Consider the following 25,227-nt stretch of genomic DNA (forward strand, 5'->3'; position numbering starts at 1 on the left):
CAGTGGATAACGTACTTGCTAAAAATGAGAATGCCAATACCGCCGGGTGGAAATGTGGGCCGTGTACTGGCCGGGAGCGTTGCGACCTGCGCACCGAGGACCCATGGCGTCGCCTCCGAACCGATGTGGTGAGCGACGGTTCCGCGGGCACTGCGTCATCCGATTACGAGACTTGCTAAAAATGAGAATGCCAATACCATTTGGGTACGGTTGACAGTACCGTTGACGACGGCGCAACAGCGGATTGCTGCGCTCGACGAGGAGGACCATGTCCAGCCAGCAAGAGTCATTCACCGACCGCACGCTGGTCGTGTCCGGTGGGAGCCGCGGAATCGGCCTGGCCATCGCGCTCGGCGCGGCCCGCCGCGGGGCGAACGTGGTGCTGCTGGCCAAGACCGCCGAGCCCCATCCGAAGCTTCCCGGCACCGTGCACACCGCCGTCGCCGAGGTCGAGGCCGCCGGCGGTAAGGGCGTCGCGGTGGTGGGCGACGTACGCAAAGAAGAGGACGTGGTCCGCGCCGTCGAAACTGCCGTCGAGCACTTCGGCGGCGTCGACATCGTGATCAACAACGCCAGCGCCATCTCGACCGAACCCACCGAGGCCCTGTCGGCCAAGAAGTTCGACCTGATGATGGACATCAACGTCCGCGGCACGTTCCTGCTCACCAAGGCCGCGCTGCCGTACCTGCGCAAGTCCACCAACGGGCAGGTCCTGACGCTGGCCCCGCCGATGAACATGAACCCGTACTGGCTGGGCGCCCATCCGTCCTACACCTTGTCCAAGTACGGCATGACGCTGCTGTCGCTGGGCTGGGCGTCCGAATATGCCGATGCGGGGATCGGATTCAGCTGTCTGTGGCCCGAGACCTACATCGTCACCTCCGCGGTCACGAACCTGGCCGACGGGCAGAACCTGGCGCAGTCGTCCCGCAAGCCCGAGATCATGGCCGACGCGGCGGTGGAGATCCTGTCCCGCCCGGCCGCCGAGGTGAACGGCAAGACCTTCATCGACTCCGAGGTGCTCACCGGCTCCGGCGTCACCGACCTGTCGCGCTACGGCGGCGGGGACGATCCGATCATCGACATCTTCATCGACGCGCCGGGACAGGGCCTGTGAGTATCTCGCTGCTGCTGGAAATGGCGGTCTCGGGCGGGGCCGACCGCACCGCCGTGGTGTCCGACGATTTGCGGCTGACCACCGAGGAACTCAGCACCCTGGCCGACGGCGGCGCCGGCGTCATCGCCGCCTCCGGGGCCGCGCATGTGGCCTACGTGGGCACCGGCGGCGCGCTCCTGCCACTGCTGCTGTTCGCCTCGGCGCGTGCTGCTGTGCCGTTCACGCCGCTGAACTACCGGCTCAGCAAGGACGGCCTGCACGAGCTGATCGAGCGCCTGCCCGAGCCCCTGGTGGTCGCCGATGCCGAGTACGCCGACGTCGTCGCCGGAGTGGGCAAGCAGGTCGTCACGTCCGAAGAGTTCCTGGCTTCCGCCCGAACTGCTGAACCTGCAGCCGAGTTCGCCGATCCCGACGCCGTCGCGGTAGTGCTGTTCACCTCGGGGACCACCTCACGCCCCAAGGCCGTCGAGCTCACCCACAACAACCTGACCAGCTACATCACCGGCACCGTCGAATTCGCCTCGGCAGCAGAGGAAGACGCAGCGCTGATCTGCGTGCCGCCCTATCACATCGCCGGTGTCAGCGCAGCGATGTCGAACCTGTACGCCGGGCGAAAGATGGTGTATCTGCGGCACTTCGACGCCGACCGGTGGGTGGAACTGGTCCGCACCGAAGGCGTCACCTCAGCCACCGTCGTGCCGACGATGCTCGACCGCATCGTCACCGCCCTCGAGGCTGCCGGCGCCCAACTGCCCTCCCTGCGCAATCTCGCCTACGGCGGCTCGAAGGTGGCGTTGCCCCTGGTCCGCAAGGCGCTGCAGCTGCTGCCGAACGTCGGCTTCGTCAACGCCTATGGTTTGACCGAAACCAGCTCCACCATCGCAGTTCTCGGCCCCGACGATCATCGTGAGGCGCTGGCCGCCGAAGACGCAGCCGCCGCCCGACGGCTCGGCTCGGTCGGCCAGGTGGTGCCGGGTATCGAGGTGCAGATCCGGGCCGAGGACGGCACCGTGCTGGGCGCCGGCGAGACCGGTGAACTGTTCGTGCGCGGCGAGCAGGTGTCGGGTCGCTACACCGACATCGGATCGGTGCTCGACGCCGAAGGCTGGTTCCCCACCAAGGACGTCGCCATGCTCGACGAGGCCGGCTATCTGTTCATCGGTGGTCGTTCCGACGACACCATCATCCGCGGCGGGGAGAACATCGCCCCCGCCGAGATCGAGGACGTGCTCGTCGAACATCCCGAGGTGCGCGACGTCGCGGTCGTCGGCCCCGAAGATCCCCAGTGGGGACAGATCATCGTGGCGGTCGTGGTACCCGTCGAAGGCACCTCCCCCGATCCCGACGCGTTGCGGGAACATGTGCGCAAGCAGCTGCGCGGTTCCCGCACCCCGGACCGGGTGGTGTTCCGCGACGAGCTGCCCACCAACCCGACCGGTAAGGTGCTGCGCCGGCAACTCGTCGACGAACTCGCCCCCATCTCATAGCCCCACCCCGTAAGGAGTCAGCATCGTGATCAAGAACGGCACCCGCCTGCAGAGCCAGGTGTGCGACACCCAGGTGATCGTCGTGCGCAGCGCCGACAGCCTCGACGACCTGCGCGCGGGCGGCGTGGCGATGATCGCCCTGGACGCCGAGAAGGATTCGAGCGCAACGATTGATGCGGCGTTCTCCGACGGCAATCTGATGGGCAAGCGCTACGTCGACGACGGTGGCGCCGAGGTCCTGGTCACCAAGGCCGGGGCCGGCACCCTGTCGGTCGGGGACACCGCGCTCAGCCTCAAAGAAGCCAAGCCGCTGCCCGCCAGCGACTGACTTTTCCTCCGCGAACAGACGCGGAAGTACGCCATTTCACGTGGTTTTGGGTACCTCCGCGTCTGCTCGCGGTCAGGGGTGACGGCTGGTCACTCCGCCGTCGACCACCAATTGCGTGCCGGTGACGAACGACGCCTTCGGCGACATCAGGAAGGCCACCGCGGCCGCCACCTCCTCAGGCCGGCCGAGCCGGCCCAGCGGCGCGGCCTGCTCGAAGCCCGCCCGAATCTCCTCCACATCAAGCGCGATCTGGAGCATCGGGGTGTGGATGAAACCGGGGCACACCGCGTTGACGCGAATACCCAATGGGCCCAACTGAGCAGCCATCGACCGGGTCATGCCGAGCAGCCCCGCCTTGGACGCGCAGTAGGCCGGGATGAACGGGTTGGCGGCCAGACCTTCGATGCTCGAGATGCCGACCACCGCGGGTGATCCGCCGTCGGCCGCCGCCTTCTCCAGATGAGGCAACAGCAACTGCATCAGCAGCGCCTGCGCCCGCAGGTTCACATCGAGCACGGCGTCCCAGGATTCCTCGGTATAGGCGCCCACCGGTTCGGGAAGCACCCTGCCCGCTGCGTGCACCAGTCCGTCGATCCCGTCGAGCACCTGGGCCGCCTCCTCGACGGCGACCGACAGCGCGCTCGTGTCGCACACGTCGATCACCGTCGCGGGCATACCCAGGCCTTCGGCCACATCACGAACCTCGGAAGCTATGTCCCACAACGCAACCCGTCGGCCGTCCGCGATCAGCGCCTCCGCACTGGCCCGCCCGATCCCTGACGCCGCACCCGTCACCACCACACCTGTCATGGCGGACAGGTTAGGGGCACCGCAGCCCGTCGCGGGCGATTTTGCTTATACGGGCTAATCGACGAGATCGGCCAGCGCCTGCGCGGTCTGCAGATCCTCATAGGCCGCCGAGTACCGCTGTGCCAGCGCCAGCGCGATGTCCGGGCGTTGCCACAACTCCCCCGCGCTCGCGGTGGCCAGCCAGGTCATCAACCCGTGGGCGACCGAGGCGCGGTACCGCAACCAGATCTCGTCGGGCGACGGGAGCTCGTCGGCCGGCAGCCCGAGCGCGTCGCGGTACTCCTCGAGGAGCTGACGCTCGGCGACCCGGCGGTCCTCGGTGGTCAGCGCGCCCTGCAGGAAATAGCCGAGATCCAACGAGAAATTGCCGCGACGGGCCACCTGCCAATCCAGGAAGCCGACATCGCCGTCGGGCACCACATAGGTGTTGCCGATGTGCGGGTCGCCGTGCAACAGGGTCTGCGAGGTGCCGGGTGTGGTGAGCGTCCGGATGAAAGGCTTCCAGGTGCCCTCCACCAGCTGATCGATGCTCAGCGCATGCACCGAGGCGGGAGCATCGTCACCGAGACGCTCCAGCGCCGCAGGCAGCGGAGCCCACTGCATGCCGTCCCACGGCTCGAACGGCTCCAGCCACTCCAAACCCGGCCGGCGTACCCGCTCGCCCCAGAACGCCCCGTGCAACCGGGCCAGCCCGCGCACCCCATGCGCGGCCTGCTCCACAGTCAACGGCCTGGTGGCATCCCGCGGGTCGGCGGCACGAGCGGTGAGGTCCTCCATGACCAGCACGAAGTCGTCGTCCCCCTCGTCGATCGGGGCGGCGTACACCGTCGGATGTTCAAGCGGCAGCTCGACTTTGGAGTTGAACAGCCTGGGCTCGTGCAGCAGCCCGCTGGTGTACTTGATCATCTCCTTGTGGCCGGGATCGACGGCCTTGGCGAACACCGTCGACGGACCAGCCGGGCCTGGCTTGTACGTGACCGACAGGCGCGCACGACGGTTGGTCCCGTCGTCGCGCATGTCCACGGACACGCGTTCCACCACCGCATCGGGATGGTGGTCGGCCAGCGCTGCCGTCAACCAGTCCGGCGTGACCTCGGCCCAGTCCTTGGGGACCGTCAGCGCGGTGGTCACCGGACGAACGCCGGCATCGAATCCCAGCCGCGGACAGTCGAAGTCGGCGACAACACCGCATTTTCGAGATCGACGTCCCACTCGGGAAAGCGCTTGAGCATCTCTTCCAGGGCGATCCGCCCCTCCAGCCGCGCCAAGGCCGAGCCCAGGCAGTAGTGGGTGCCCACACTGAACGCCAGGTGCTGACGTTGTTCGCGGTGGATGTCGAAAATTTCACCGTCAGGCGGGAACTGGCGGCTGTCCCGCACGGCCGCACCGATCAGCATCATCATCACACTGCCCTCGGGAACCGTCTGGCCGTGGAGCTCGACATCGCGGGTCACGTAGCGGGCGACATGCGGCGCCGGCGGCTCGAACCGCAGGAGTTCCTCGATCGCCTGCGGGATCAGCGCGGGGTTCTCCACCAGTTGTCGACGCTGGTCGGGGTGCTCGGCGAGAACCTTTGCCGCCCACCCGATCAGCCGTGTGGTGGTCTCGTTACCCGCTCCGGCCACCACGTTGATGTAGATCAGCAGTTCTTCGCGGGTGAGCTTGCGGGTGACACCGTGCTCGTCGGTGAACTCGACGTTGAGCAGATCCGTCATGATGTCGTCGGACGGATTGTCCTTGCGCCAGTCGATGTAGGCCTCGAAGATCGAGCCGTCGACCAGACCGTCCTGCGCCGCCGCCATCGGCTTTCCGGCCTCGGTACGCATCTGCGCATTGCCGTGGTCGCGGATCTTCTCCTGATCCTCTTCGGGAATGCCCAGGAGCGCGCTGATCACCCGCATCGGCATGATCGCGCCGAAATCCTTGATGAAGTCGATCTTGCCGGTACCGACCAGTGGGTCCAGCGACTGCGCGCAGAACTCCCGGATCTTGGGTTCCAGCGCATTGATCTTGCGCGGGGTGAACATCCGGGACAGCAGCTTGCGGTGCACGGTGTGGATCGGCGGATCCTCGAAAATCAAAGCGCCCGATGGGATGTCGATGTTGGCCTTGATCAGTTCGATGATCGCGCCGCGAGCCGAGCTGAAGGTCTCATGGTCGACCAGGCCCTTGTTGACGTCGGCGAACCGGCTCAAGGCGTAGAAGTCGTGTTGCTCGTTGTAATACAGCGGCGACTCCTCGCGGAGCCGGGCGAACGTCGGATACGGGTTGGCGTTGATCTCGACGTCGTACGGGTCGAAGTACACGTCACTGGTGGTGCTCACGCTCACGGCGGTCCACCTCTCTGAGGGCTGCGGAGAGTTACTTACCCGCGTAAGTTACACGCCGGGACAAGCGCCTGCCAAGGCCCCATGCGCTTACGGTTTACCGTTCGCCTGTAATGCTCAGGTGCTGTCGCGCACGATGAGTGCGGCAGGGTCGCTGCCGTCGGCGTCACCCACGGTGGGATATCCGAGCTCGGCCATCATTGCCGGCACTGCGGCGTCGACAATCGTCTTGGCGTCGAACACGACGGACGTCAGCGGCGGAGAGCTCACCGCACCCAGCGGTATCGCGTCCACCCCCATGACCGCGAGATCATCCGGGCACCTCAGGCCGGCCTCGCGCAGCCCGTGCAGCACCACGAACGCGGTCTCGTCACTCTGCGCGCACACGGCCGTCACGCCGGCCGACACCCATGTCGCCACGACGCCGGCCGCATCGGATCCATCGGTGGCCACGCTGCCCACCTCGATCTCGGGCAGACCGTGCTCGGCTGCGGCCACCCGCAGACCGGACAACCAGTAATCGCCGAGCGGCCGCAGGACCTCGGCGCCGGAATAGGCGAAGGCCAGGCGGGTGTGCCCGCGCGACATGAGGTGCTCCACCCGCATCGCTCCGACGGTCAGATGCAGTGACCCGAGCGCACGCAGCTTCTCGCTGCCGAGGTAGATCTGCGGGATCTTCGCGGACTCGACCGCCGCGGCGGCAGCGCCGGTCAACGGAAACACGCCGGCCACCGCGACGGGGTTGAGGTTGGCCACCGCGTCGACGATGTTCTGACCGTCGTCCGTTTCGAGCTGCATCGACAGCACGATGCCGTGCCGGCCGAGCGCCGTGGTCAGCCGACTGCCGACCTCGAGAGGCAACTCGCCGAGGTCGGTGCGCGGCACGATGTAGAGCACCACACCGCTGCCGCCGACCGCGAGGTTGCGTGCCGCCAGGTTGGGCCGGTAACCGAGATCGGCCGCAGCCTTGCGCACCGCCGCCTGGGTCTGCTCCGAGATCCGTTGCCCTTCCACATTGTTGAGCACATAACTGACGGTCGCCGTGGAGACGTTGGCCAGTCTGGCCACGTCGGCTTTCGTTGGCCGGAGCCCGACCTTCGATCGTGTCGGGCGCCCGACTTTCGATCCCGCCGGACGGCCTCGTGTGGTGCTCACGATCCCATCGTGGCACGTTGCCGGCCGTCGGGCTCATCCACACCGGACAGGGACCGTCCGGCGTTCTCCGGCAAGGTCAGGACGGTGAGCACCGAGACGACGCCGGCGGCGACCAGATACAACGCCGGGGCCAGGGCGTTGCCGGTCGCCGCGGTGAGCCAGGTGACGACATAGGGCGTGGTCCCGCCGAACACGGCCACCGCGATGTTGTAGCCGACCGAGAACCCGCTGTAGCGCACGCGGGTGGCGAACAGCTCGACGCCGGCGGTGACCGCCGTGGCGACATACACCGACTCGATCGCAGCCAGCAGGCAATGTCCGGCGATGGCCGCCGCCACCGAACCCGAATTCATCAGCAGGAACAGGGGATACGCCATCACGGCGAACCCTGACGATCCGGCGATCAGCAGCGGCTTACGTCCGACCCGATCGGAAAGCGCGGCCAGCGGCAGGATCAGGATCAACGCCACCAGGCTGGCCAAGGTGATCGAGACGAATGCTTGGGTCTTACTGAAGTGCAACGTCTTGATGAAGTACGTCGGCAGGAAGGTGAAGACGACGTAGTAGCCGACGTTGAAGACGATGAACAGGCCGATCACCTGCAGGATCGCGCGACGCGCGGTCCCCATCGCTTCACGCAGCGGTGAGGCGGCCACCCGATCGGCGTCATCGAGTTTGGCGAACTCGGGAGTGTCGTCGAGCCGCAGCCGGATGTAGAGCCCGACCAGGCCCAGCGGCGCGGCCACCAGGAATGGGATGCGCCAGCCGTAGCTCTCCATCGCGTCGGACGGCAGGAGTGCCTGCAGCAGCGTGACGGTGACCGAGCCGAGCAAGAAGCCCAGCACCCCTGACCATGCGATGAAGGTGACGGTCAGACCGCGCCGCCGATCCGTCGCATATTCGGCGAGATAGACTGCGCCGCCGCCGTATTCGCCACCGGCGGAGAACCCCTGCAGGCAGCGCAGCAAGAGCAGCAGCAACGGCGCGGCCACCCCGATGGTGGCGTAGGTGGGCAGTACCCCGATGCCGAGCGTGGCGGCCGACATCAACAGGATCACCACGGCGAGGACGCGCTGGCGCCCGAGCCGGTCCCCCAGCGGGCCGAACACGAATCCGCCGAGCGGACGCATGAAGAACGCGGCCGCGAAGATGGCGAAAGTGTTGAGCAGCGCAGCCGTTTCGTTGCCGGCCGGGAAGAAGTTCGTGGCGATGTAGGTCGCCAGGAAGCCGTAGATCGCGAAGTCGAACCACTCCACCGCGTTGCCTATGGACGCGCCGGTGATCGCCTTGCGCACGGCCGGGCTGAAATGGGAGCCGGTGGTGCCGCTGTTCGGTGACATCAACAGAAAACTCGCCTCTCGGATCGCGAGAGGCGAGTTTATCTGTTCGGTTATGCGCGTAAGTCTCTTTCTCGAGGCTCGGTCGCCGCGGTCGCCGAAGTGACCACCAGATCAGCCCGAACCGCCGTCGCCGCCACCAACCGTGCGTTGGCTTCGTCGACCTCGTCGACCCAACGTCGGGCCGCCTCCTCCGACTTGCCGAAGGCGACGTGGCGGGCGATCAGGCGCGCGATCCGCTCGTCGTCTTCGATTGCGCAGTACCAAATTTCGTCGATCTCTGCGGCAACCGTCGACCACGCCGGATCGTCGAGCAGGAGGTAATTGCCCTCGGTGAGCACCACCGCCGTGTGCGGGAACACCGGGATCGCGCCGGCGATCGGTTGCTCGATCTCGCGCTCGAAGCCCGGCGCGTAGACGACCTCCGTCGTGGTCCGGATCCGGCGCAGCAGCGCCGCGTAGCCGGCAACGTCGAACGTGTCGGGTGCGCCCTTGCGCTCCAGCCGTCCCAACCGGCGCAGTTCAACATCGGCCAGGTGGAAGCCGTCCATCGGGACGTGTGCCACCGCGGCCTCACCCAACCGGGTCCGGGCGGCGACAGTGAGCGCTGCAGCCAGAGTGGACTTGCCGGCGCCGGGCGCCCCGGCGATCCCCACGATGGAAGTCCCCGGCGCAGCCGCGCGGGCCGACACCCGGGCCAGGAGTTCGTCGAACGTGGGCATAGCGGTGCCATTGTCGCGCGAACCGTCTCCGGGTTCTACGGCGGCAGGTGCCCAACGTCGGCCCGACGGGGTAGAACTTTCACCAGGTGTATCGCACGGAAGGCGGCGCAATTGGCGAGAATTCGCTGGTGGATCGGCCTGGCCTGCTGTGCGGTGCTGCTGGCGGGGTGCGGGGATGCCACGGTGATCGGCGGTCGGGCCACCTCGATGTTGTTCCTGCCCGACCGGGTCGGCGGCCTGCCGGTGACCGACGGCCACAGCGGTACCCGTCCTGACGCTCCCGCACCGAAGCGTCATGCCGAGAACACCGACGGCGGCCAACTCGACGATCTGGCGCTGCTTGCGATCGACGACATCGAAGACTTCTGGTCGCAGAACTACAGCGGCGGCTCATTGCCAGGGACCTTCACTCCCGTGTCGCGAGTGGTGTCGTTCAACTCCGACGTATCCCCCGGCCTTGAGCTCTGCGGCGAAAGCACGGTCGGATTGACCAACGCCTTCTACTGCTTCAAGAGCGACGTGTTGGCCTGGGATCGCGGTGTGGCGATTCCTGTTGCCGCCCAATACTTCGGCCAGATGGGCGTGGTCGGGGTGATGGCCCATGAGTACGGCCACGCCGTCCAGCAACAGGCCCGCCTGGTCAACGAAAGCACGCCGGTACTGGTTGCCGAACAACAGGCCGATTGCCTGGCCGGGGTGTACCTGCGGTGGGTGGCCGCGGGTAACTCCCCACGGTTCGAATTGAGCACGTCAGATGGGCTCAACCACGTTCTGGCCGGGCTCATCTACATCCGCGATCCCCTGATGACGCGGCTGGACGCGACCCTGACCGGGAATGAACACGGCTCGGCACTCGACCGGGTCAGCGCGTTTCAGATCGGCTTCAGCGGCAATGTCGACCAGTGCGCGGCCATGGACTCCGAGGAGATCACGAAGCGCCGCGGCGACCTCCCCAAATTCCTCGACCTCTTCAGCGGCACGCAGCGTGGCGACAGCACCGTCACCGCCGATCTGCTGGACACGACGATGCAGTCCCTACGGCGTATCTACGCACCCACCGATCCCCCGAGCCTGAGCACCGAGCCTGCCCCGTGCCCCGATGCCGGCCCGTCCCCTCCGGCCTCCTACTGTCCGGCGACCAACACGATCGTGGTCGATCTGGACGGAATGAAAGCCCTGGGCGAGAGCAGGAATGAGAACGACGAGCGCGAGCTCCTCCAAGGCGACAACTCCGCGATCTCGGTGCTGACTTCTCGATACGCACTGGCGGTACAACACGAGAAAGGCCTGCCCCTCGATACGCCGGTGGCCGCCATGCGCACCGGCTGCCTGACCGGCGTCGGCCAGGCGAGAATGGCCGAACCCAATCAGCCGATCACGCTGTCGGCCGGGGACACCGACGAGGCGATCAGCGGCCTGCTGACCAACGGGCTGGCGGCCAGCGACGTCAACGGCAGGGTGTTGCCGGCCGGATTCACCCGGATCCTGGCCTACCGCTCCGGCCTTCAAGGCGATGACACGCAGTGCTACCAACGGTTCCGTGAGCCATGAGCCCGGTGAAGGAGAGCCGATGAGCGGGCCCGAGCAGCCGTGGTGGGTGCGCCCGGGGGGCGCGCCGCCACCAGGCGCGAGCCGAGCGCGGCGGGCATGGACGCCGCCGCCGGGGCCTCCGCCGCCGCATCAGGCCCGACGCGCACCGGCACCGCGGCCCCCACGCCCGCCTCAGCCGCCTCCGCGCCCGCCGGTGCCGCCGCAACCGCGCTCGATCGACCGGCGACTTCTCCTCGGCGCCGTCGCCGTGGTGGTCGTCGCGGTGATCGGCGCGGCGCTGTGGGCCTGGAGCAGCGCCGACCGCAACGGCACCCACCTTGATGTCCGTCAGGCCGAGGCCGGCGTCGCCCAGATCCTGTCGGATCCGATCAACGGGTACGGGGCCAACCGCATCGCGGCGGTGGCCTGCAACAACGGCGACAATCCGGTCGTACGCACAGGCGCGACGTTCGAATGTGCGGTGGAGATCAACTACACGCTGCGAAGGGTGATCGTCGAGTTCACCGACGACGACGGCACATACGCCGTGGACGGCCCGCGATAACCTTCGCCAAATGCGATCAAGATCACATTGACCCACGGCAGTGAGAACTGTCATCCCACTCCGGTTCCCTGGTTACTTAGCACCGCTATTAGAGTCTGTGCTATGGGTCGGGATGCCTTGGGTAACACTGCCGTTGAGTCCAACATTGGGGACTATGTCAACTCCGACGGCACCATCGTCGTGCCTGACGGCATCACACTGACGTCGTTCCTCGATCAGAACCGGGCGAGGTTCGGCGAGGCACCGTCCTACCGCTTCGTGGACTACTCGTCGGATTCCGACGGCCGCGTGGTCGAACTCAGCTGGAACGCGCTGTGGACGCAGGTGCGCTCGGTGGGTGCCCGGCTGCAGCAGGTGACCGCTCCCGGCGACCGCGTGGCGATCCTCGCGCCCCAAGGTGTCGAGTACGTCTCGGCGTTCTTCGCCGCCGTCCACGCCGGCAACATCGCGGTGCCGCTGTTCGCGCCGAGCCTGGCCGGCCATGCCGAACGGCTGGCCGCGGTGCTGAACGACGCCAAACCGACGGTGGTGTTGACGACGACCGCAGCATCCGAATCGGTACGCAGTTTCCTGCGCACGCTGCCGGCCACCGAGCGGCCACGCATGATCGCCGTCGACGCGGTCCCGGATTCGCTCGCGCCGATGTTCACCGACGTGGCACGCGCCACCGACGACATCGCCTACCTGCAGTACACGTCCGGATCGACGCGTATCCCGGCCGGGGTGGAGATCACCCATCGCAACGTGTGCACCAACGTGCTGCAGATGATTTTGGCCGGCGATCTCGAGCTGGGTATCCGCGGCGTGAGCTGGCTGCCGCTGTACCACGACATGGGTCTGATCATGATCATGTTCCCGGCCCTGTGCGGCAACCACATCACCCTCATGGACCCGATGGCGTTCGTGCGCCGGCCCTACCGCTGGATCAAGCGCCTCGCCGAGGAGTCCGCGACCGGGCCGACGCTGGCGGCCGCGCCGAACTTTGCCTTCGAGCTGTGCGCGCAACGCGGCCTGCCGCCAAAAGGCGAATCGATCGACCTGAGCAACGTCGTCACGCTGCTCAACGGATCCGAACCGGTGACCATGTCCTCGATCGAGGAATTCACGACGGCGTTCGCCCCGTACGGACTGCCTGCCACCACCGTCAAACCGTCCTATGGCATGGCCGAGGCAACACTGTCGGTGGCCAGCATCGCCCCGAACGAGACCGCCAGCGTCATCCATCTGGACCGCGAACAGCTCAATGCCGGGCACGCCGTCATCGTCGACGCGAACGCCGAGGGCGCCGTGGCACACGTGTCATGCGGCCGCGCGATCCCCAACCAATGGGTCGTGATCGCGGGCTCCGATGGCGGCGAGCGGGCCGACGGCGAGGTCGGAGAAATCTGGCTGCACGGCAACAACGTCGGCCGCGGCTACTTCGGCCGTCCCGACGAATCCCAACGAGTCTTCGGCAACAAGCTGCAGACCCGCCTCGAATCAGGCAGCCACGCCGAGGGGGTGGGAGACGATGGATTGTGGTTGGCCACCGGCGATCTCGGGGTCTACCTCGACGGCCATCTGTACGTGACCGGCCGGATCAAAGACATGATCATCATCGACGGCCGCAACCACTACCCCACCGACATCGAGACCACGGTCAGCCTGGCCTCGCGCGCGGTGCGCTCCGGCTACGTCGCCGCCTTCTCGGTGCCCGGTGAACGCGGTGAGGAGCTGGTGGTCGTGGCCGAACGGGCTGCGGGTGCCGGCCGCGCCGAACCCGGGCCGATCGTCGAGGCCATCCGATCAGCGGTGTCGCGTCACCATCAGGTACGGGTCTCCGATGTGCGCATGGTCGCCGCCGGCGTCATCCCCCGCACGACGAGCGGCAAACTGGCCCGGAATGCCTGCCGTGCTGAGTATTTGAGTGGGAAGTTCGACAAGTAGGGGTTGGTGTCGGGGCGGTTTGGTTCTCGCCGGCATGGCGCGATTGTGCGCCGAGATCAACCCGCGGCCCACTCCTTCGCGGCCTCGAGTTCACCAAGCCCGAACACCTTGAGCTCACCGGGAACCATCCACGCAAAAGCATGTATGGCGTCGGCAACCCACTCCATGTCGGATACGACCGCGATTCGCTTGAACGCCGAGTGATGACGCAGCAATGAGCCGAGGCCGAGCTTCAAATCCTCGACAAGCCCACCCGGTCCAAAACCCTCGTAATCCGGCGCGATGACCTCGACAATCCGGATCTCACCGCTGTTCAGCAACTCATCCATCGTCGGTCGGAACTCTTTGAGATCGTCCCCACGAATGCGCCCGGCCACCCGAATCCCGAACACGCCGTTGGGCATATCAGGAAGGACATCGATCATCGGTTCTCCTTCCGACGTGAGTGATCACTTCACACCCAGTGTGCGCCGAGCCAGGCGCACTCGCGTAAGTAACGCTGTGGCGGTTTTGAGCGCCAACCCACGCCACAGCGTTACCGACGCGACTGCGGCATGATGTGTGCCCGGAGACCGGCGTCATCCAAACGGATTGACGGGGTGGCCTGACGCTTCGCGCAGTGGTGCCGCACACTTTTGCGGTGACCATGCAGCAGCGCCTCGACAGATGGGAGGCCCGCGCCGAGTGGCCGCTGGCCTCGGTGGCAGCGGTGTTCCTGGCCGCTTACTCGGTGGAGGTGCTGATCCAGCCCCACGGGTTGGCGGCCCGAATCGTCGAGCTCGCGACCCTGCTCACCTGGGCCGTGTTCACCGCGGACTATGTGGCCAGGCTGTATCTGGCCGACAACCGCATGCACTGGTTCCGCACCCACCTCGTGGACCTGGCGATCGTGGTCTTGCCGCTGCTGCGACCCTTGCGTCTGCTGCGTCTCATCGTGCTGATCGGCGTCATCCAGAAAGCCGTCGGACATGCGATCCGCGGCAAAGTCGTGCTGTACACGATCTCGGGCGCGGTCCTGCTGGTGTACGTCGCGTCGCTGGCCGTGCTGCAGGCCGAGCGTGGTCAGCCCGACGCACACATCACCGACTTCGGCGACGCGGTCTGGTGGGCGATCACCACCATCACCACGGTCGGCTACGGCGACATGTACCCGGTTACCACGACCGGACGAGTCATCGCGGCGCTGTTGATGATCGGCGGGATCAGCCTGGTCGGTTCGATCACCGCGACGATCGCGTCGTGGATCGTGCAGAGCGTGGCCGTGGACGACGCTGCGTCCGCGGCCGTGACCGCCGCGCACATCAACGAGCTGCGTGCCGAGATCGCGTCGCTCCGCGAGGAATTGCGGCGGGTGCCGACAGCCGAAGACTCGGGAGCCGATCGCTGACCTTAAAGAGTGCGGGCGGTGGGATTCGAACCCACACGCTCTCTCGAGCACCGGCACCTAAAGCCGGCATGTCTGCCGTTCCATCACGCCCGCAAGGGTCCTGATCCTACCGGTCTGCAAGTGGCCGAGTCTGTCGGTGGCCATCAATATCGTCGAGGCATCGCCCGTCGAGAGGGGTGCGTCATGCGGTCGGCAGACGAGTTCAACAAGGCTCAGGAGCTCATCACCGCTGGCATCAACGACTGCGAGATCGCTCGGCAAACGGGCATACCTCGTTCAACCGTGCGAGACTGGCGCAGCCAACCACCAAAGCGATTGCAGACATCGGCGTCGTCACCATGCGGCGTAGACCATGACTTCGGTGCGCTACCCATCTCCGCATATTCGTATGTCCTTGGCCTCTATCTGGGAGACGGCGACATATCGCGTAACAAACGGGTCTGGCGCTTGCGAATCACGCTCGACAAAAAGTATCCAGAAATAATCGACCAATGTCGCCGGGCAATCGAGTCGGTTATGCCTGGTCAACACGCAGGTCTCGTGGCCAAGCCACCGAGGACTTCGTGCGCGGCCTTATCCACAGCGACGGCTGCCGAGTGGTCGCAAACGACCGCGGCGTCAAGAGCGTCCGTTACCACTTCACGAATCACTCAGAGGACATCCTCAACCTGTTCACCGGCGCGCTGGACCATCTGGCCATCCCGTGGACACGTTCCACCAAGTACGTGGTCTCGATCTACCGCAAGGCCGCCACTGCTCGCCTCGATGAGTTCATCGGCCCCAAGATCTAGTGCCGTGAGCTGGCCGGAAGCACCTCGCCGTACCATGGACGAATGTCCACTACACGGCGTAGGAGACCAGCGCTCATCCTGCTGGTGATTCTCGGCGCCGCCGGCTGCCTGGCACTGGCCTGGTGGCAGTGGACGCGTTATGAATCGGCCTCGGGCACCTTCCAGAACCTGGGCTATGCGCTGCAGTGGCCGATGTTCGCCGGCTTCTGCTTCTACGCGTACTACAAGTTCGTCCGCTTCGAAGAAGCGCCGCCGGAGTCGCCGAAGGATGAGGTCACCGAGATCCCCGCGGGCTTGCTCCCGGAACGGCCCAGAGCGGCAGCCCACGATGACGGTGACCAGACGCTCGCCGAGTACAACGCCTACCTTGCCGAGCTGGCCAAGTCCGATGCCCAGCCCGAGAAGAAAGACAGGACCGACAGATGACCGAACCGCAGGCCGTCACCACGCCCAAGGAGACCATCCGCAAGGCGTTGTTGGGCTACCGCGTGCTGGCGTGGACGACCGGTCTCTGGCTCATCGCGCTGTGCTACGAGATGGTGCTCAAGTACATCGTGCAGGTGGACAACCCGCCGGGCTGGATCGGCGTCGTGCACGGCTGGGTGTACTTCATCTACCTGCTGTTCACGGCCAACCTCGCCGTCAAGATCCGCTGGCCCATCGGCAAGACCATCGGCGTCCTGCTGGCCGGCACGATCCCGCTGGTCGGCATCATCGCCGAGCACTTCAACACGCGCGACATCAAGGAACGCTTCGGCATTTAAGGCTCAGCCGGCTGCCCCATCGACGCGAGCCGCAGAAGCAGCGGCCCGGCTTTGACCAACGTCGCGACCTCGTCCTCGGTCATCGCCGCCAGCTGATCGCGAACCCCGGCGGTCCACGCCGCGTCGATCATCTTCTTGTGCTCGGCAGCCCTGGCGGTCAGGTGCAACCGAATGCAGCGCCGGTCGCGTGCGTCGGGCACGCGGTCAACCAAGCCACGCTCCACCAGTTTTCGCACCGTCGTACTGACGTTGCTGGGCTGCAGACCCAGGGCGTGAGCCACCTCGGACACACTGATACCGGGATGATCGCCGACCGTGCGGATCACTTCGAACTCTGAGTGCGGCAACGGTTCCAGCCCCACCTGTTTTTCACCGAAGCGCCGCAACGACCAGGCAAGTGTGCGCACCGCGGTGGCGATGTCATGCACATCACGCGTCGCTTTGGGTACTCGAGGCGGCGTCACATCGGCTATATTACCTATAAATTTATACCTAAACCGTTAAGGCGTGAATGAGCACTCGAACGATCAATAACCCGACCCAGGCGCCGGCCCTGCCCATGAGTTGGCTCGGTGTCCTTGCCCTGCTTACCGCCGTCGCACCGCTGTCGATCGACATGTACCTGCCGGCCTTCCCGGCGATGGCCGATGAGTTCGGGACCTCCGCGTCGGCCATCCAGTTCACGCTGACGTCGTTCATGATCGGGCTGGCCAGCGGGCAGTTGATCATCGGTCCGCTCTCCGACCGGTTCGGCCGACGGCCGTTGATGCTCGCCGGCACGTTGGTGTGCGTACTGGCCGGAATCGCGTGTGCCCTGGCACCAAATATCGCCCTGCTGACGGCTTTTCGCTTCGTGCAGGGTTTCAGCGGAGCGGCCGGTGTGGTGCTGAGCCGAGCCGTGGTCGCCGATCGCGCACACGGCGCGGTAGCCGCGCGGGCCTTCAGTTTGATGATGATCATCAACGGCGCCGCCCCGGTGCTCGCACCCCTGATCGGCGGATCACTGATGGGTGTGATCGGTTGGCGTGGCGTCTTCTGGATTCTCACCGGGCTCGCCGCGGCGATGTTCATCGGGGTCGCCCTCGTGCTGCCCGAAACCCACCCAAAAGACAACCGCAACACCGGCGGCGTCGCCGCGATGTTGCGTGACGCCCGATCCGTGCTGACCAATCGCGGGTACATCGGCTACACGCTGGCCTTCGCATTCGGGTTCACCGTGATGTTCGCCTACATCTCGGCGTCGCCGTTCGTGCTCCAGAATGTGCTCGGGCTCTCGCCGCTGCACTACTCCTTCGCGTTCGCCGCCAACGCGGCGGGCATCGTGATCGTGAATGCCGTGAACGCCAGGATCGTGGGCCGGTTCGGTCAGCGTCGCCTGATGCACCTGGGCATCGGTCTGCTCGTGCTGCTCTCGGCACTGTTGGTGATCGACGCACTGCTCGGCCCGGTGTTGTGGGCATCTCTGGTGCTGCTGTGGGGCGCCGTCGCCAGCCTCGGCCTGGTCGCTGCCAATGCGACGTCATTGGCGCTCGACGAAGTTCGCCACGCCGCCGGCACCGGTTCCGCGGTGCTGGGCGCCCTGCAGTTCGGCCTGGCCGCAGTGGTGTCGCCGATCGTAGGGCTCGGCGGTGATCACACCGCACTGCCCATGGCGGTGGCCATGGTGGTCAGTGCCGTCGTCGCCGCGGCGGCGCTGCTGCTGACCCGTCGGAGTGCGGCCTACGCCACCGCTTGACACTGCCTGCGCCCGCCGTCGTCACTTGACCGACCGCGATTGTCACGCTGGAGTGACGCGCGAGCTTGACTGCCACTCCAGCATGACAATGGCGAGGCGGCAAAGGATTTCACGCACGCTAGCGTGACGCTCGGGCTCGATCGCCACTCCAGCGTGACAATGGCGGGGCCCTGACAACCGCGGGCTAAGACGCTGAACGACTAAGACTCGGCCAATTCCCGCAACGCAGGCACCAGCAACGCCAGCGCCCGGCCACGGTGTGACGCCGCGTCTTTCTGTTCCGGTGTCAGCTCGGCCGCGGTCGACGAAGACCCGGAAGGCAGGAACACCGGGTCATACCCGAATCCACCCTCACCGCGGGGCTCCCGGACAACCGTGCCGGGCCACTCGCCGCGCACCACAACACTTTTTTCGGCGCCGGCACCGTAGACCAACGCACACGCCGAGACGAAGGCCGCGCCGCGCCGCTCGTCGGGCACATCGCCCAGTTGGGCCAGCAGCAACGCGGTGTTGGCCGCGTCGTCGCCGTGCACACCGGACCAGCGGGCCGACAGCACCCCGGGCATCCCGTTCAGCGCATCCACCGATATCCCGGAATCGTCTGCCACACAAGCGATTCCGGTGGCCCTGAACCCGTCCTGAGCCTTGGCCAGCGCGTTCTCCTCGAAGGTCGCCCCGGTCTCGGGTGCCTCGTCGTAGGGAGCCACGTCGGCCAGCGACAACAACTCCAAACCGACGATGCCGGCAGCGTCGAGCACCCGCCGCAGCTCGGCCAGCTTCTTGGCGTTACGGCTGGCAACCAGAAGGGAGGGCACTCAGCTTCCAAACGCTTTCTTGGGTGCCGGCCCCTCGGGCAGCACGCCGGGATACGGCAGCTCCAGCGCCTCGCGTTGGATCACGAACAGTTGCTCACAGGCGCCGAGCGCGGCGTCGAGCATCTTGTCCAGCGTGGAGCGGGGGAACGTCGCGCCCTCGCCGGTGCCCTGGATCTCCACCAGGGTGCCGGTGTCGGTGGCGACGACGTTCATGTCCACCTCGGCGCGGGAGTCCTCGACATAAGGCAGGTCGACGCGGACGCGCCCGTCGACCACGCCCACCGACACCGCCGCGATGGCGCATGACAGCGGGCGCGGATCGGAGAGCCGCCCGGCCGCAGCGAGATACGTGACCGCATCGGACAGCGCCACGTACGCACCGGTGATGGCCGCGGTGCGGGTGCCGCCGTCGGCCTGCAGCACGTCGCAGTCGATCGCGATGGTGTTCTCCCCCAGCGCACCCAGATCGATGCACGCCCGCAGCGAGCGCCCGACCAGCCGGCTGATCTCCTGAGTCCGTCCACCCACGCGCCCCTTGACCGATTCACGGTCCGAGCGGTCATGGGTGGCGGCCGGCAGCATGGCGTATTCAGCGGTCAGCCAGCCCTGGCCGGATCCCTTCCGCCAGCGCGGCACACCTTCGGTGACCGAGGCGGTGCACATGACGCGGGTCTGGCCGAACTCCACCAGTACCGAGCCGGCGGGATGTGAGGTGAAACCGCGGGTGATGGTTACCGGACGCAGCTCGTCGTCGAGACGGCCGTCTTCTCGCTTGGACACCCGCCAACCCTAGCGGGTCAGTCGCGCGTGACGTCGAAGGTCTCGCCGCACACCACGGCGTGGACGGGGCCGTCGAACTCGGCCTTGGCTTCGCTGATCACATCCTCGCGCGAGGTCCACGGTGGAATGTGGGTGAGCAACAGCTCACGCACCCCCGCCTCGCGTGCCGCGCGGCCGGCCTCGGTGCCGGACAGGTGCAGCTTCGGCGGTCGTGACGGATCGTCGGTCCACGACGCCTCGCACAGGAACAGGTCCGCCCCGCGGGCCAACTCCACCAGCGCATCGCAGTATCCGGTGTCACCGCTGTAGACGAGGACGGCTCCGGACGGATCGGTGAACCGCATGCCGTAGGACTCGGTCGGGTGACACACCAGGCGCGGCGTGATCGTGAGCGCACCCAGCTGCACCGGGGCGCGATCCTCCCAGTGCCGCACCTCGAAGATGTCGGTGAAGTCGTCGATCTCCCCGCCCTCGGGCGAGGATGCCGCACCCAGGCGCGACCAGGTGTTGGCGGGGCCGTACATCAGGCCACGTTCGGTGGCCGGGCTGGGGTGGTAGCGGCGCCAGACGAACAGGCCGGGCAGATCCAGGCAATGGTCGGCATGGAGATGGGACAGCAACACGTTGACGGAGTTCGGATCGGCGTAGCGCTGCAGTGCACCCAGGACGCCGCCACCGAAGTCGACCACCATCGGGACCGTGTCAGGTGCGGTGACGAGATAGCCAGAGGCTGCCGAGTCCGGGCCGACAACGCTGCCGGAGCATCCCAGGATCGTCAATCGCACAGTGTCTAGCTTGCCATGCCCGATGTGCGCGTTGCCAAGACATCGCCGCTTTGGGCGACGCAGATCATTTTCCCGCCGCCGCGTGACGCCGAACCTGACGCGCCCCGTCCAGCCCCGGACCCAGGAATCGCGCGGCCAAGGTGGTGAACGCCTCCGGATCTCCGGTGGCCTCGAACACCCGTCGGGCCGGGCCGGATTCGTGGGGTTTCAGCAAATCGAGTTCGGTGAGCACCCGCAGAAGGTCCTTGGCGGTCTCCTCGGCCGAGGACACCAGCGTGACGTTGTCCCCCATGGCCAACTGGATGAGCCCCGACAGCATCGGGTAGTGGGTGCAGCCCAGCACCAGCGTGTCCACTTCAGCGCGCTGCAACGGTTCCAGATATCCCTCGGCCAGTCCGAGGACCTGACGTCCACTGGTCACCCCGCGTTCCACGAAGTCGACGAACCGGGGGCAGGCCACCCCGAACACCTCGGTGTCACGCGCGGCGGCGAACGCGTCCTGATAGGCGCCCGAGGCGATGGTGGCGGCGGTGCCGATCACCCCGATGCGGCCGTTGCGGGTGGCGGCCACCGCACGCCGCACCGCGGGCAGGATCACCTCGACCACCGGCACTGGAGAGTAGCGTTCGCGGGCGTCACGCAGGCAGGCCGACGACGCGGTGTTGCAGGCGATCACGAGGGCCTTGACCCCGCGGGCCACCAGGTCGTCACCGATGGCCAGGGAGTGGGCCCGGATCTCGGGGATGCTCAACGGCCCGTACGGGCCGTTGCCGGTGTCTCCGACATAGATGATGTCCTCGTCGGGCAGCTGATCGATGATCGCCCGGGCCACGGTGAGCCCGCCGACGCCGGAGTCGAAGACGCCGACCGGCGCGAGTTGGTCGTTCACGCCGTCAGACGCGGCGCAGCGGGCCGGTTCTTGACTTCCCGCGCCTTGCGTTCCGGCCCGGACAAAAGGTATGCCGCCACCACACCGGCTACGGCCCCACTGAGATGACCCTGCCAGGACACCCCTGGATTGCCCGGCAGCACGCCGAGCAGGACACCGCCGTAGACGAACAACACGACCACGCCGACGACGATCTCCCACGCCTTGCGGGTGAAGAAGCCGAACACGATGAGGAAGGCCAGCCAGCCGAAGATCAGGCCCGAGGCGCCGATGTGCGTGCTCGTGCACTGCACGTTCACATAGGGACAGTGCAGGCCGATGTTGCCGATCAGCCAGGTGCCGAAGCCGCCGAGAAACCAGATGATGGCCGTCGCGGCGATGAACCGCCCCATCCCCGCCAACGTCATCAAGAAGCCGAGCACCAACGCGGGCACGGTGTTGGCGATCAGGTGTGGCCAGCCGCCGTGCAGCAGCGGCGCCCACAAGATGCCCCACAGCCCATCGGTCTGCAGCGGACGGATGCCGTCCTGGTCGAGCCGGTGCCCCATCGCGGTGTCGACGATCTCGATCGCATACAACAACACGATGAAGCTGATGATCGTCAGACCGCCGACGATCCAGGCCGGCCGCTTTTTCGGGCCGGCCCCCGGAAGCTGACCAGGATTCGTCATATCCGACCGCTCACGCCCATAGCTGCCCTTCCAACGCGTCTTCGGCGTCATCCAGGCTACCGGCGTAGGCACCGGTCGACAGATACTTCCAACCGGCGTCGGCCACGACGAACGCGATGTCGGCGCGCTCTCCGGCCTTGACGGCCTTGGCCGCCATGCCCAGCGCCGCGTGCAGCACCGCGCCGGTGGAGATGCCGGCGAAGATGCCTTCGCGGGTCACCAGATCACGGGTGCGTTTGACCGCGTCGTAGGAGCCCACCGAGAACCGGGTGGTCAACACGTCGGGGTCATACAGCTCGGGGATGAACCCCTCGTCGATGTTGCGCAGTGCGTACACGCCCTCGCCGTAACGCGGCTCGGCGGCCACGATCTGCACCCCCGGCACGTTCTCGCGGAGGAACCGCCCGGTGCCCATCAGGGTGCCGGTGGTACCCAGACCGGCGACGAAGTGGGTGATCTCGGGCAGGTCTGCCAGCAACTCGGGGCCGGTGCCGTAGTAGTGCGCGTCGGTATTGGCCGGGTTGCCGTACTGATACAGCATCACCCACGAAGGGTTTTCCGCGGCAAGCTCTTTCGCGGTCGCCACGGCGGTGTTTGATCCGCCTTCGGCGGCGCTGAAGATGATCCTCGCGCCGTAGAGTTCCAGGATCTGCCGACGCTCGATGGAGGTGTTCTCGGGCATCACGCAGATCATGTTGTAGCCCTTGAGCATTGCCGCCATCGCCAGCGAGATGCCGGTGTTGCCGCTGGTGGGCTCCAGGATGGTGGCGCCCGGACTGAGCAGTCCGTCACGCTCGGCCTGCTCGATCATGCGCAGCGCCGGCCGGTCCTTGATCGAGCCGGTGGGGTTGCGATCTTCGAGCTTGGCCCACAACCGCACGTGCGGCCCGTCCTCACCATCGTCCCAACGCGGCGAGAGGTTCTGCAGCCCGACCAGCGGGGTGTTGCCCAGGGCCTGCAGCAGTGAGTCGTGCCGGGTCATTCTTATCCGCCGGCAACCGCGGGCAGGATGGTGACCGAATCACCGTCGGACAGCGTGGTGTCCAGGCCGCCGGAGAACCGCACATCCTCGTCGTTGACGTAGATGTTGACGAAGCGGTGCAGCTTGCCGTTATCCACCAGCCGGTCGGAGATGCCGGAGTAGTTGGCCTCCAGGTCGCCGATCACCGCGGCCAGTGTGTCGCCGGACGCGGTGACCCGCTTCTGCCCGCCGGTGTGCGGACGCAGGATGGTCGGAATCGAAACGGTGACTGCCATGTCAAAGCTCCTTAGCTGTACTGCTCAACGATAGTGACGGGTTCCTCCGTGACGACCCCGTCGATGATGCGGTAACTGCGCAGCTCGTGCTCTTGCGGGTCGCGCGTGGAGATCAGCACGTAGTGCGCATCGGGTTCTGCGGCGATCGCGACGTCGGTGCGGCTCGGGTAGGCCTCGGTGCCGGTATGCGAGTGGTAGATGACGACGGGCACCTCGTCGGCCTCGTCCATCGCCCGCCACACCCGCAACTGCTCCATCGAATCGAACCGGTAGAAGGTCGGCGACCGTTCGGCGTTGACCATCGCGATGAACCGCTCGGGGCGATCGGACCCGTCCGGGCCGGCGATCACGCCGCATGCCTCGTCAGGATGGTCGGCGCGGGCGTGCGCCACCATGGCCTCGACCAGATCCCGCCGGATCACCAGCACTGCTCACACCTCTCACTCGAACGCTCCGGGCAACATGTCACGGTAGGTCGGTATTCCGGCCACCGACTCGGCGGCCATCAGCCCGACCAGCACAGCGCGGGCCAAACAGTCCGCCGCGGCCGCCCCGACCCGGGTGACCAACGCCGTCTCCGGTGACATCGCCACCGGCGTCTTCTCGTCCGGCTCGACGGTGACAGCGCCGGTCGCCAGCGCAAACACCGTATCGCCATCCAGCGGGGTGTGACACGGCGAGATGGTCCTGGCCAGCCCGTCGTGCGCGGCGACCGCCACGCGACGGCACCCCGCCGGGCTCAGCGCGGCATCGGTGGCGACCACGGCGATCGTGGTGTTCAACGGACCGAGTTCGCGATGCCGGGCGGCATAGCCGGCGAGTTGATCTCCCGGGGGCGCGACGAGACCGAACTCCTCTATCAGCGCGGCCATCCACGGCAGACCGGTGGCCGGGTCCACCACATCGCCGGCGGCGTTGAGCACCACCAACGCTCCCACGGTGACACCGCAGTCGAGCGTCACAGACGCGGTGCCCACGCCACCCTTGAACACCCCGGCACGCGCCCCGACCCCGCCGCCGACGGTGCCCAGCGCGAAGTCCCGGCCGGCTGCCTGCGCCGCCGCGTAGCCGAATTCGGCGGTCGGCCGGTTGGCCCAGCCGCCCACCGGCAGGTCGAAGATCACCGCGGCGGGCACGATCGGCACCACACCGCCGTCCATCGCCACCCCGCGACCCTGTTCCTCCAGCCAGGTCATGACGCCGTCGGCGGCCGCCAGACCGTAGGCACTGCCGCCGGTGAGCACCACCGCATCCACGTGACGCACGGTGTTGATCGGATCGAGCAGGTCGGTCTCGCGGGTGCCCGGCGCGCCGCCACGCCCGTCCACGGCCCCGACGGTTCCGGGTGGGGCCAGTACGACGGTCGACCCCGACGCCCACCCCGATCCCAACGACACGTCCGGGTCGATGCGGTGATGATGGCCGACCAGGATGCCGCCGACGTCGGTGATCGAACCCATTGCACTCACTTCCCCATCAGGCCCAGTACGAGGTACTCCTGCAGCACCGTCAGCCACTGGTAGACGTCGAGATGCCCGGCCATGGGGTGCTCGGCGGGCAGCTGATCCGCCCCCTGCGGGCCGATGTCGAGCATCGTCCCCAGGGCCAGCCGGATGTCGTTGACCGCAGCCGCCCAGGCCTCTGCATCGTCCTCGGTGAGCTCGAACTTGCCCCCGCCGTCGGGAATTGTGTTCGACAAACGTTGGGCGGCTTGACGTTTGGCTTCGATGATGGCCGGCTCATGCAGTCCGCGCAGCGCGCTGTTGAGGCTCTCGGCGGTTCCCGAACCGGCCGGATGCTCGGTCTGCGGCCGGTAGAAGTCGGGAAGCAGACGCCTCATCGTGGCGTCCTCGGGTGGCTCTGGATTGCCGGTCTTCATACCGGTGATCATCTCGAGTTCATCTGTGGGCCCAGATGATCCGCGCTCGTCGAGCATCCCGAGCATCGAGAGGCTCAAGCTGGAGAGCAGGGCCGCCTCATGGGCTTCCAAGGCCGAGCGGAACCGCAGACCGTCGGAGGTCTCGATCCTTTTCCATTTGCGCACAGTCG

29 protein-coding genes and 1 tRNA gene are annotated in these 25,227 nt (G+C 66.8%); 11 read left to right on the plus strand and 19 right to left on the minus strand.

Annotated elements, in window-relative coordinates; genetic code table 11:
* The first annotated feature begins 268 nt into the window (after positions 1-268).
* Genes A5740_RS12175 through A5740_RS12185 form a run of 3 tightly spaced genes read left to right on the plus strand, consistent with a single transcriptional unit; the run spans position 269 to position 2,932 of the window.
* On the plus strand, positions 269-1,117 hold the full coding sequence (locus A5740_RS12175) for an NAD(P)-dependent oxidoreductase (protein WP_076194369.1): 849 nt from the start codon (positions 269-271) through the stop codon (positions 1,115-1,117).
* Positions 1,114-2,604, plus strand: a complete 1,491-nt coding sequence (locus A5740_RS12180) for a class I adenylate-forming enzyme family protein (RefSeq protein WP_076194370.1) — start codon at positions 1,114-1,116, stop codon at positions 2,602-2,604. The genes A5740_RS12175 and A5740_RS12180 overlap by 4 nt, the downstream gene beginning before the upstream one ends.
* A 25-nt stretch (positions 2,605-2,629) precedes the next feature.
* Entirely contained in the window at positions 2,630-2,932 is a 303-nt protein-coding gene (locus tag A5740_RS12185) for a hypothetical protein (protein ID WP_076194372.1), read from the plus strand.
* Between the two features lie 72 nt (positions 2,933-3,004).
* Here A5740_RS12185 and A5740_RS12190 read toward each other — a convergent pair whose 3' ends face one another.
* From A5740_RS12190 to A5740_RS12215, 6 genes are all read right to left on the minus strand, one after another.
* Positions 3,005-3,742, minus strand: coding sequence for an SDR family NAD(P)-dependent oxidoreductase (locus A5740_RS12190; RefSeq protein ID WP_076194374.1), 738 nt, complete (start codon positions 3,740-3,742; stop codon positions 3,005-3,007).
* 54 nt (positions 3,743-3,796) lie between these two features.
* Complete coding sequence (locus A5740_RS12195; protein ID WP_076194376.1) at positions 3,797-4,873, minus strand: phosphotransferase; 1,077 nt, start codon at positions 4,871-4,873, stop codon at positions 3,797-3,799.
* The gene (locus A5740_RS12200; protein WP_076194377.1) at positions 4,870-6,072 is read right to left on the minus strand and encodes a cytochrome P450; all 1,203 of its coding nucleotides are present in this window, start codon (positions 6,070-6,072) and stop codon (positions 4,870-4,872) included. Before A5740_RS12200 ends, A5740_RS12195 begins: the two co-directional genes overlap by 4 nt.
* 114 nt (positions 6,073-6,186) lie before the next feature.
* A complete protein-coding gene (locus A5740_RS12205) occupies positions 6,187-7,137 on the minus strand; it encodes a LacI family DNA-binding transcriptional regulator (RefSeq protein WP_076194379.1) in 951 nt (316 codons plus the stop codon).
* Between the two features lie 83 nt (positions 7,138-7,220).
* On the minus strand, positions 7,221-8,564 hold the full coding sequence (locus A5740_RS12210) for an MFS transporter (protein ID WP_076194380.1): 1,344 nt from the start codon (positions 8,562-8,564) through the stop codon (positions 7,221-7,223).
* A gap of 50 nt (positions 8,565-8,614) precedes the next feature.
* A complete protein-coding gene (locus A5740_RS12215) occupies positions 8,615-9,283 on the minus strand; it encodes a nucleoside/nucleotide kinase family protein (protein WP_076194382.1) in 669 nt (222 codons plus the stop codon).
* A gap of 111 nt (positions 9,284-9,394) precedes the next feature.
* Here A5740_RS12215 and A5740_RS12220 point away from each other — a divergent pair, with 111 nt between their 5' ends.
* From A5740_RS12220 to A5740_RS12230, 3 genes are all read left to right on the plus strand, one after another.
* Positions 9,395-10,834: a peptidase gene (locus tag A5740_RS12220; protein ID WP_076194384.1), complete on the plus strand. Its 1,440-nt coding sequence runs from the start codon at positions 9,395-9,397 to the stop codon at positions 10,832-10,834.
* A gap of 19 nt (positions 10,835-10,853) precedes the next feature.
* Positions 10,854-11,378 (plus strand): DUF4333 domain-containing protein, encoded by a 525-nt coding sequence (locus A5740_RS29080; RefSeq protein ID WP_254849160.1) that lies wholly within the window; start codon positions 10,854-10,856, stop codon positions 11,376-11,378.
* A gap of 102 nt (positions 11,379-11,480) precedes the next feature.
* A complete protein-coding gene (locus A5740_RS12230; protein ID WP_076194386.1) occupies positions 11,481-13,304 on the plus strand; it encodes a fatty acyl-AMP ligase in 1,824 nt (607 codons plus the stop codon).
* Between the two features lie 56 nt (positions 13,305-13,360).
* On the opposite strand, the gene A5740_RS12235 is transcribed toward A5740_RS12230, so the two are convergent.
* Positions 13,361-13,729 carry an STAS/SEC14 domain-containing protein gene (locus A5740_RS12235; protein WP_076194387.1) on the minus strand — a complete coding sequence of 123 codons (369 nt, stop codon included), beginning with the start codon at positions 13,727-13,729 and terminating at the stop codon, positions 13,361-13,363.
* A 221-nt stretch (positions 13,730-13,950) separates the two neighbouring features.
* Here A5740_RS12235 and A5740_RS12240 point away from each other — a divergent pair, with 221 nt between their 5' ends.
* Positions 13,951-14,691: a potassium channel family protein gene (locus tag A5740_RS12240; RefSeq protein ID WP_076194423.1), complete on the plus strand. Its 741-nt coding sequence runs from the start codon at positions 13,951-13,953 to the stop codon at positions 14,689-14,691.
* 10 nt (positions 14,692-14,701) lie between these two features.
* Here the strand turns inward: A5740_RS12240 and A5740_RS12245 are convergent.
* A tRNA-Leu gene (locus A5740_RS12245) sits at positions 14,702-14,784 on the minus strand.
* Positions 14,785-15,287: 503 nt separating this feature from the next.
* On the opposite strand from A5740_RS12245, the gene A5740_RS29085 reads away from it, so the two are divergent.
* The 3 genes from A5740_RS29085 to A5740_RS12260 are packed head-to-tail and all read left to right on the plus strand — an operon-like array spanning position 15,288 to position 16,246.
* Positions 15,288-15,482: a hypothetical protein gene (locus A5740_RS29085; RefSeq protein ID WP_254849161.1), complete on the plus strand. Its 195-nt coding sequence runs from the start codon at positions 15,288-15,290 to the stop codon at positions 15,480-15,482.
* A 42-nt stretch (positions 15,483-15,524) separates the two neighbouring features.
* The gene (locus A5740_RS12255) at positions 15,525-15,908 is read left to right on the plus strand and encodes a hypothetical protein (RefSeq protein WP_076194395.1); all 384 of its coding nucleotides are present in this window, start codon (positions 15,525-15,527) and stop codon (positions 15,906-15,908) included.
* Complete coding sequence (locus tag A5740_RS12260) at positions 15,905-16,246, plus strand: DUF3817 domain-containing protein (RefSeq protein WP_076194397.1); 342 nt, start codon at positions 15,905-15,907, stop codon at positions 16,244-16,246. The genes A5740_RS12255 and A5740_RS12260 overlap by 4 nt, the downstream gene beginning before the upstream one ends.
* Here the strand turns inward: A5740_RS12260 and A5740_RS12265 are convergent.
* Positions 16,243-16,710, minus strand: a complete 468-nt coding sequence (locus tag A5740_RS12265) for a MarR family winged helix-turn-helix transcriptional regulator (protein WP_254849162.1) — start codon at positions 16,708-16,710, stop codon at positions 16,243-16,245. The genes A5740_RS12260 and A5740_RS12265 overlap by 4 nt on opposite strands.
* 47 nt (positions 16,711-16,757) lie before the next feature.
* Between A5740_RS12265 and A5740_RS12270 the strand changes: the two genes are divergently transcribed.
* Positions 16,758-17,981 carry a multidrug effflux MFS transporter gene (locus A5740_RS12270; protein ID WP_076194400.1) on the plus strand — a complete coding sequence of 408 codons (1,224 nt, stop codon included), beginning with the start codon at positions 16,758-16,760 and terminating at the stop codon, positions 17,979-17,981.
* 200 nt (positions 17,982-18,181) lie between these two features.
* Here the strand turns inward: A5740_RS12270 and rdgB are convergent, their stop codons facing one another.
* The 10 genes from rdgB to A5740_RS12320 form a co-directional block, all read right to left on the minus strand.
* Entirely contained in the window at positions 18,182-18,796 is a 615-nt protein-coding gene (gene rdgB / locus A5740_RS12275) for an RdgB/HAM1 family non-canonical purine NTP pyrophosphatase (RefSeq protein WP_076194401.1), read from the minus strand.
* Positions 18,797-19,576, minus strand: a complete 780-nt coding sequence (gene rph, locus A5740_RS12280) for a ribonuclease PH (protein WP_003880216.1) — start codon at positions 19,574-19,576, stop codon at positions 18,797-18,799.
* A 17-nt stretch (positions 19,577-19,593) separates the two neighbouring features.
* On the minus strand, positions 19,594-20,361 hold the full coding sequence (locus tag A5740_RS12285) for a cyclic nucleotide-degrading phosphodiesterase (protein ID WP_076194403.1): 768 nt from the start codon (positions 20,359-20,361) through the stop codon (positions 19,594-19,596).
* Positions 20,362-20,425: 64 nt separating this feature from the next.
* The gene (murI, locus tag A5740_RS12290; protein ID WP_076194404.1) at positions 20,426-21,250 is read right to left on the minus strand and encodes a glutamate racemase; all 825 of its coding nucleotides are present in this window, start codon (positions 21,248-21,250) and stop codon (positions 20,426-20,428) included.
* On the minus strand, positions 21,247-21,921 hold the full coding sequence (locus tag A5740_RS12295) for a rhomboid family intramembrane serine protease (protein ID WP_076194406.1): 675 nt from the start codon (positions 21,919-21,921) through the stop codon (positions 21,247-21,249). The genes murI and A5740_RS12295 overlap by 4 nt, the downstream gene beginning before the upstream one ends.
* 10 nt (positions 21,922-21,931) lie before the next feature.
* Positions 21,932-22,903 (minus strand): cysteine synthase, encoded by a 972-nt coding sequence (locus A5740_RS12300; RefSeq protein WP_076194408.1) that lies wholly within the window; start codon positions 22,901-22,903, stop codon positions 21,932-21,934.
* A gap of 2 nt (positions 22,904-22,905) precedes the next feature.
* Positions 22,906-23,178: a MoaD/ThiS family protein gene (locus tag A5740_RS12305; protein ID WP_076194410.1), complete on the minus strand. Its 273-nt coding sequence runs from the start codon at positions 23,176-23,178 to the stop codon at positions 22,906-22,908.
* Between the two features lie 11 nt (positions 23,179-23,189).
* A complete protein-coding gene (locus A5740_RS12310; RefSeq protein WP_076194411.1) occupies positions 23,190-23,606 on the minus strand; it encodes a Mov34/MPN/PAD-1 family protein in 417 nt (138 codons plus the stop codon).
* Positions 23,607-23,618: 12 nt separating this feature from the next.
* The gene (locus A5740_RS12315) at positions 23,619-24,638 is read right to left on the minus strand and encodes a P1 family peptidase (RefSeq protein WP_076194413.1); all 1,020 of its coding nucleotides are present in this window, start codon (positions 24,636-24,638) and stop codon (positions 23,619-23,621) included.
* 5 nt (positions 24,639-24,643) lie between these two features.
* On the minus strand, positions 24,644-25,222 hold the full coding sequence (locus tag A5740_RS12320; RefSeq protein WP_076194414.1) for a DUF2017 domain-containing protein: 579 nt from the start codon (positions 25,220-25,222) through the stop codon (positions 24,644-24,646).
* Positions 25,223-25,227 lie beyond the last annotated feature (5 nt).

It is taken from the genome of Mycobacterium sp. GA-1841 (assembly GCF_001954135.1).
In the GTDB taxonomy this organism is placed as follows: domain Bacteria; phylum Actinomycetota; class Actinomycetes; order Mycobacteriales; family Mycobacteriaceae; genus Mycobacterium.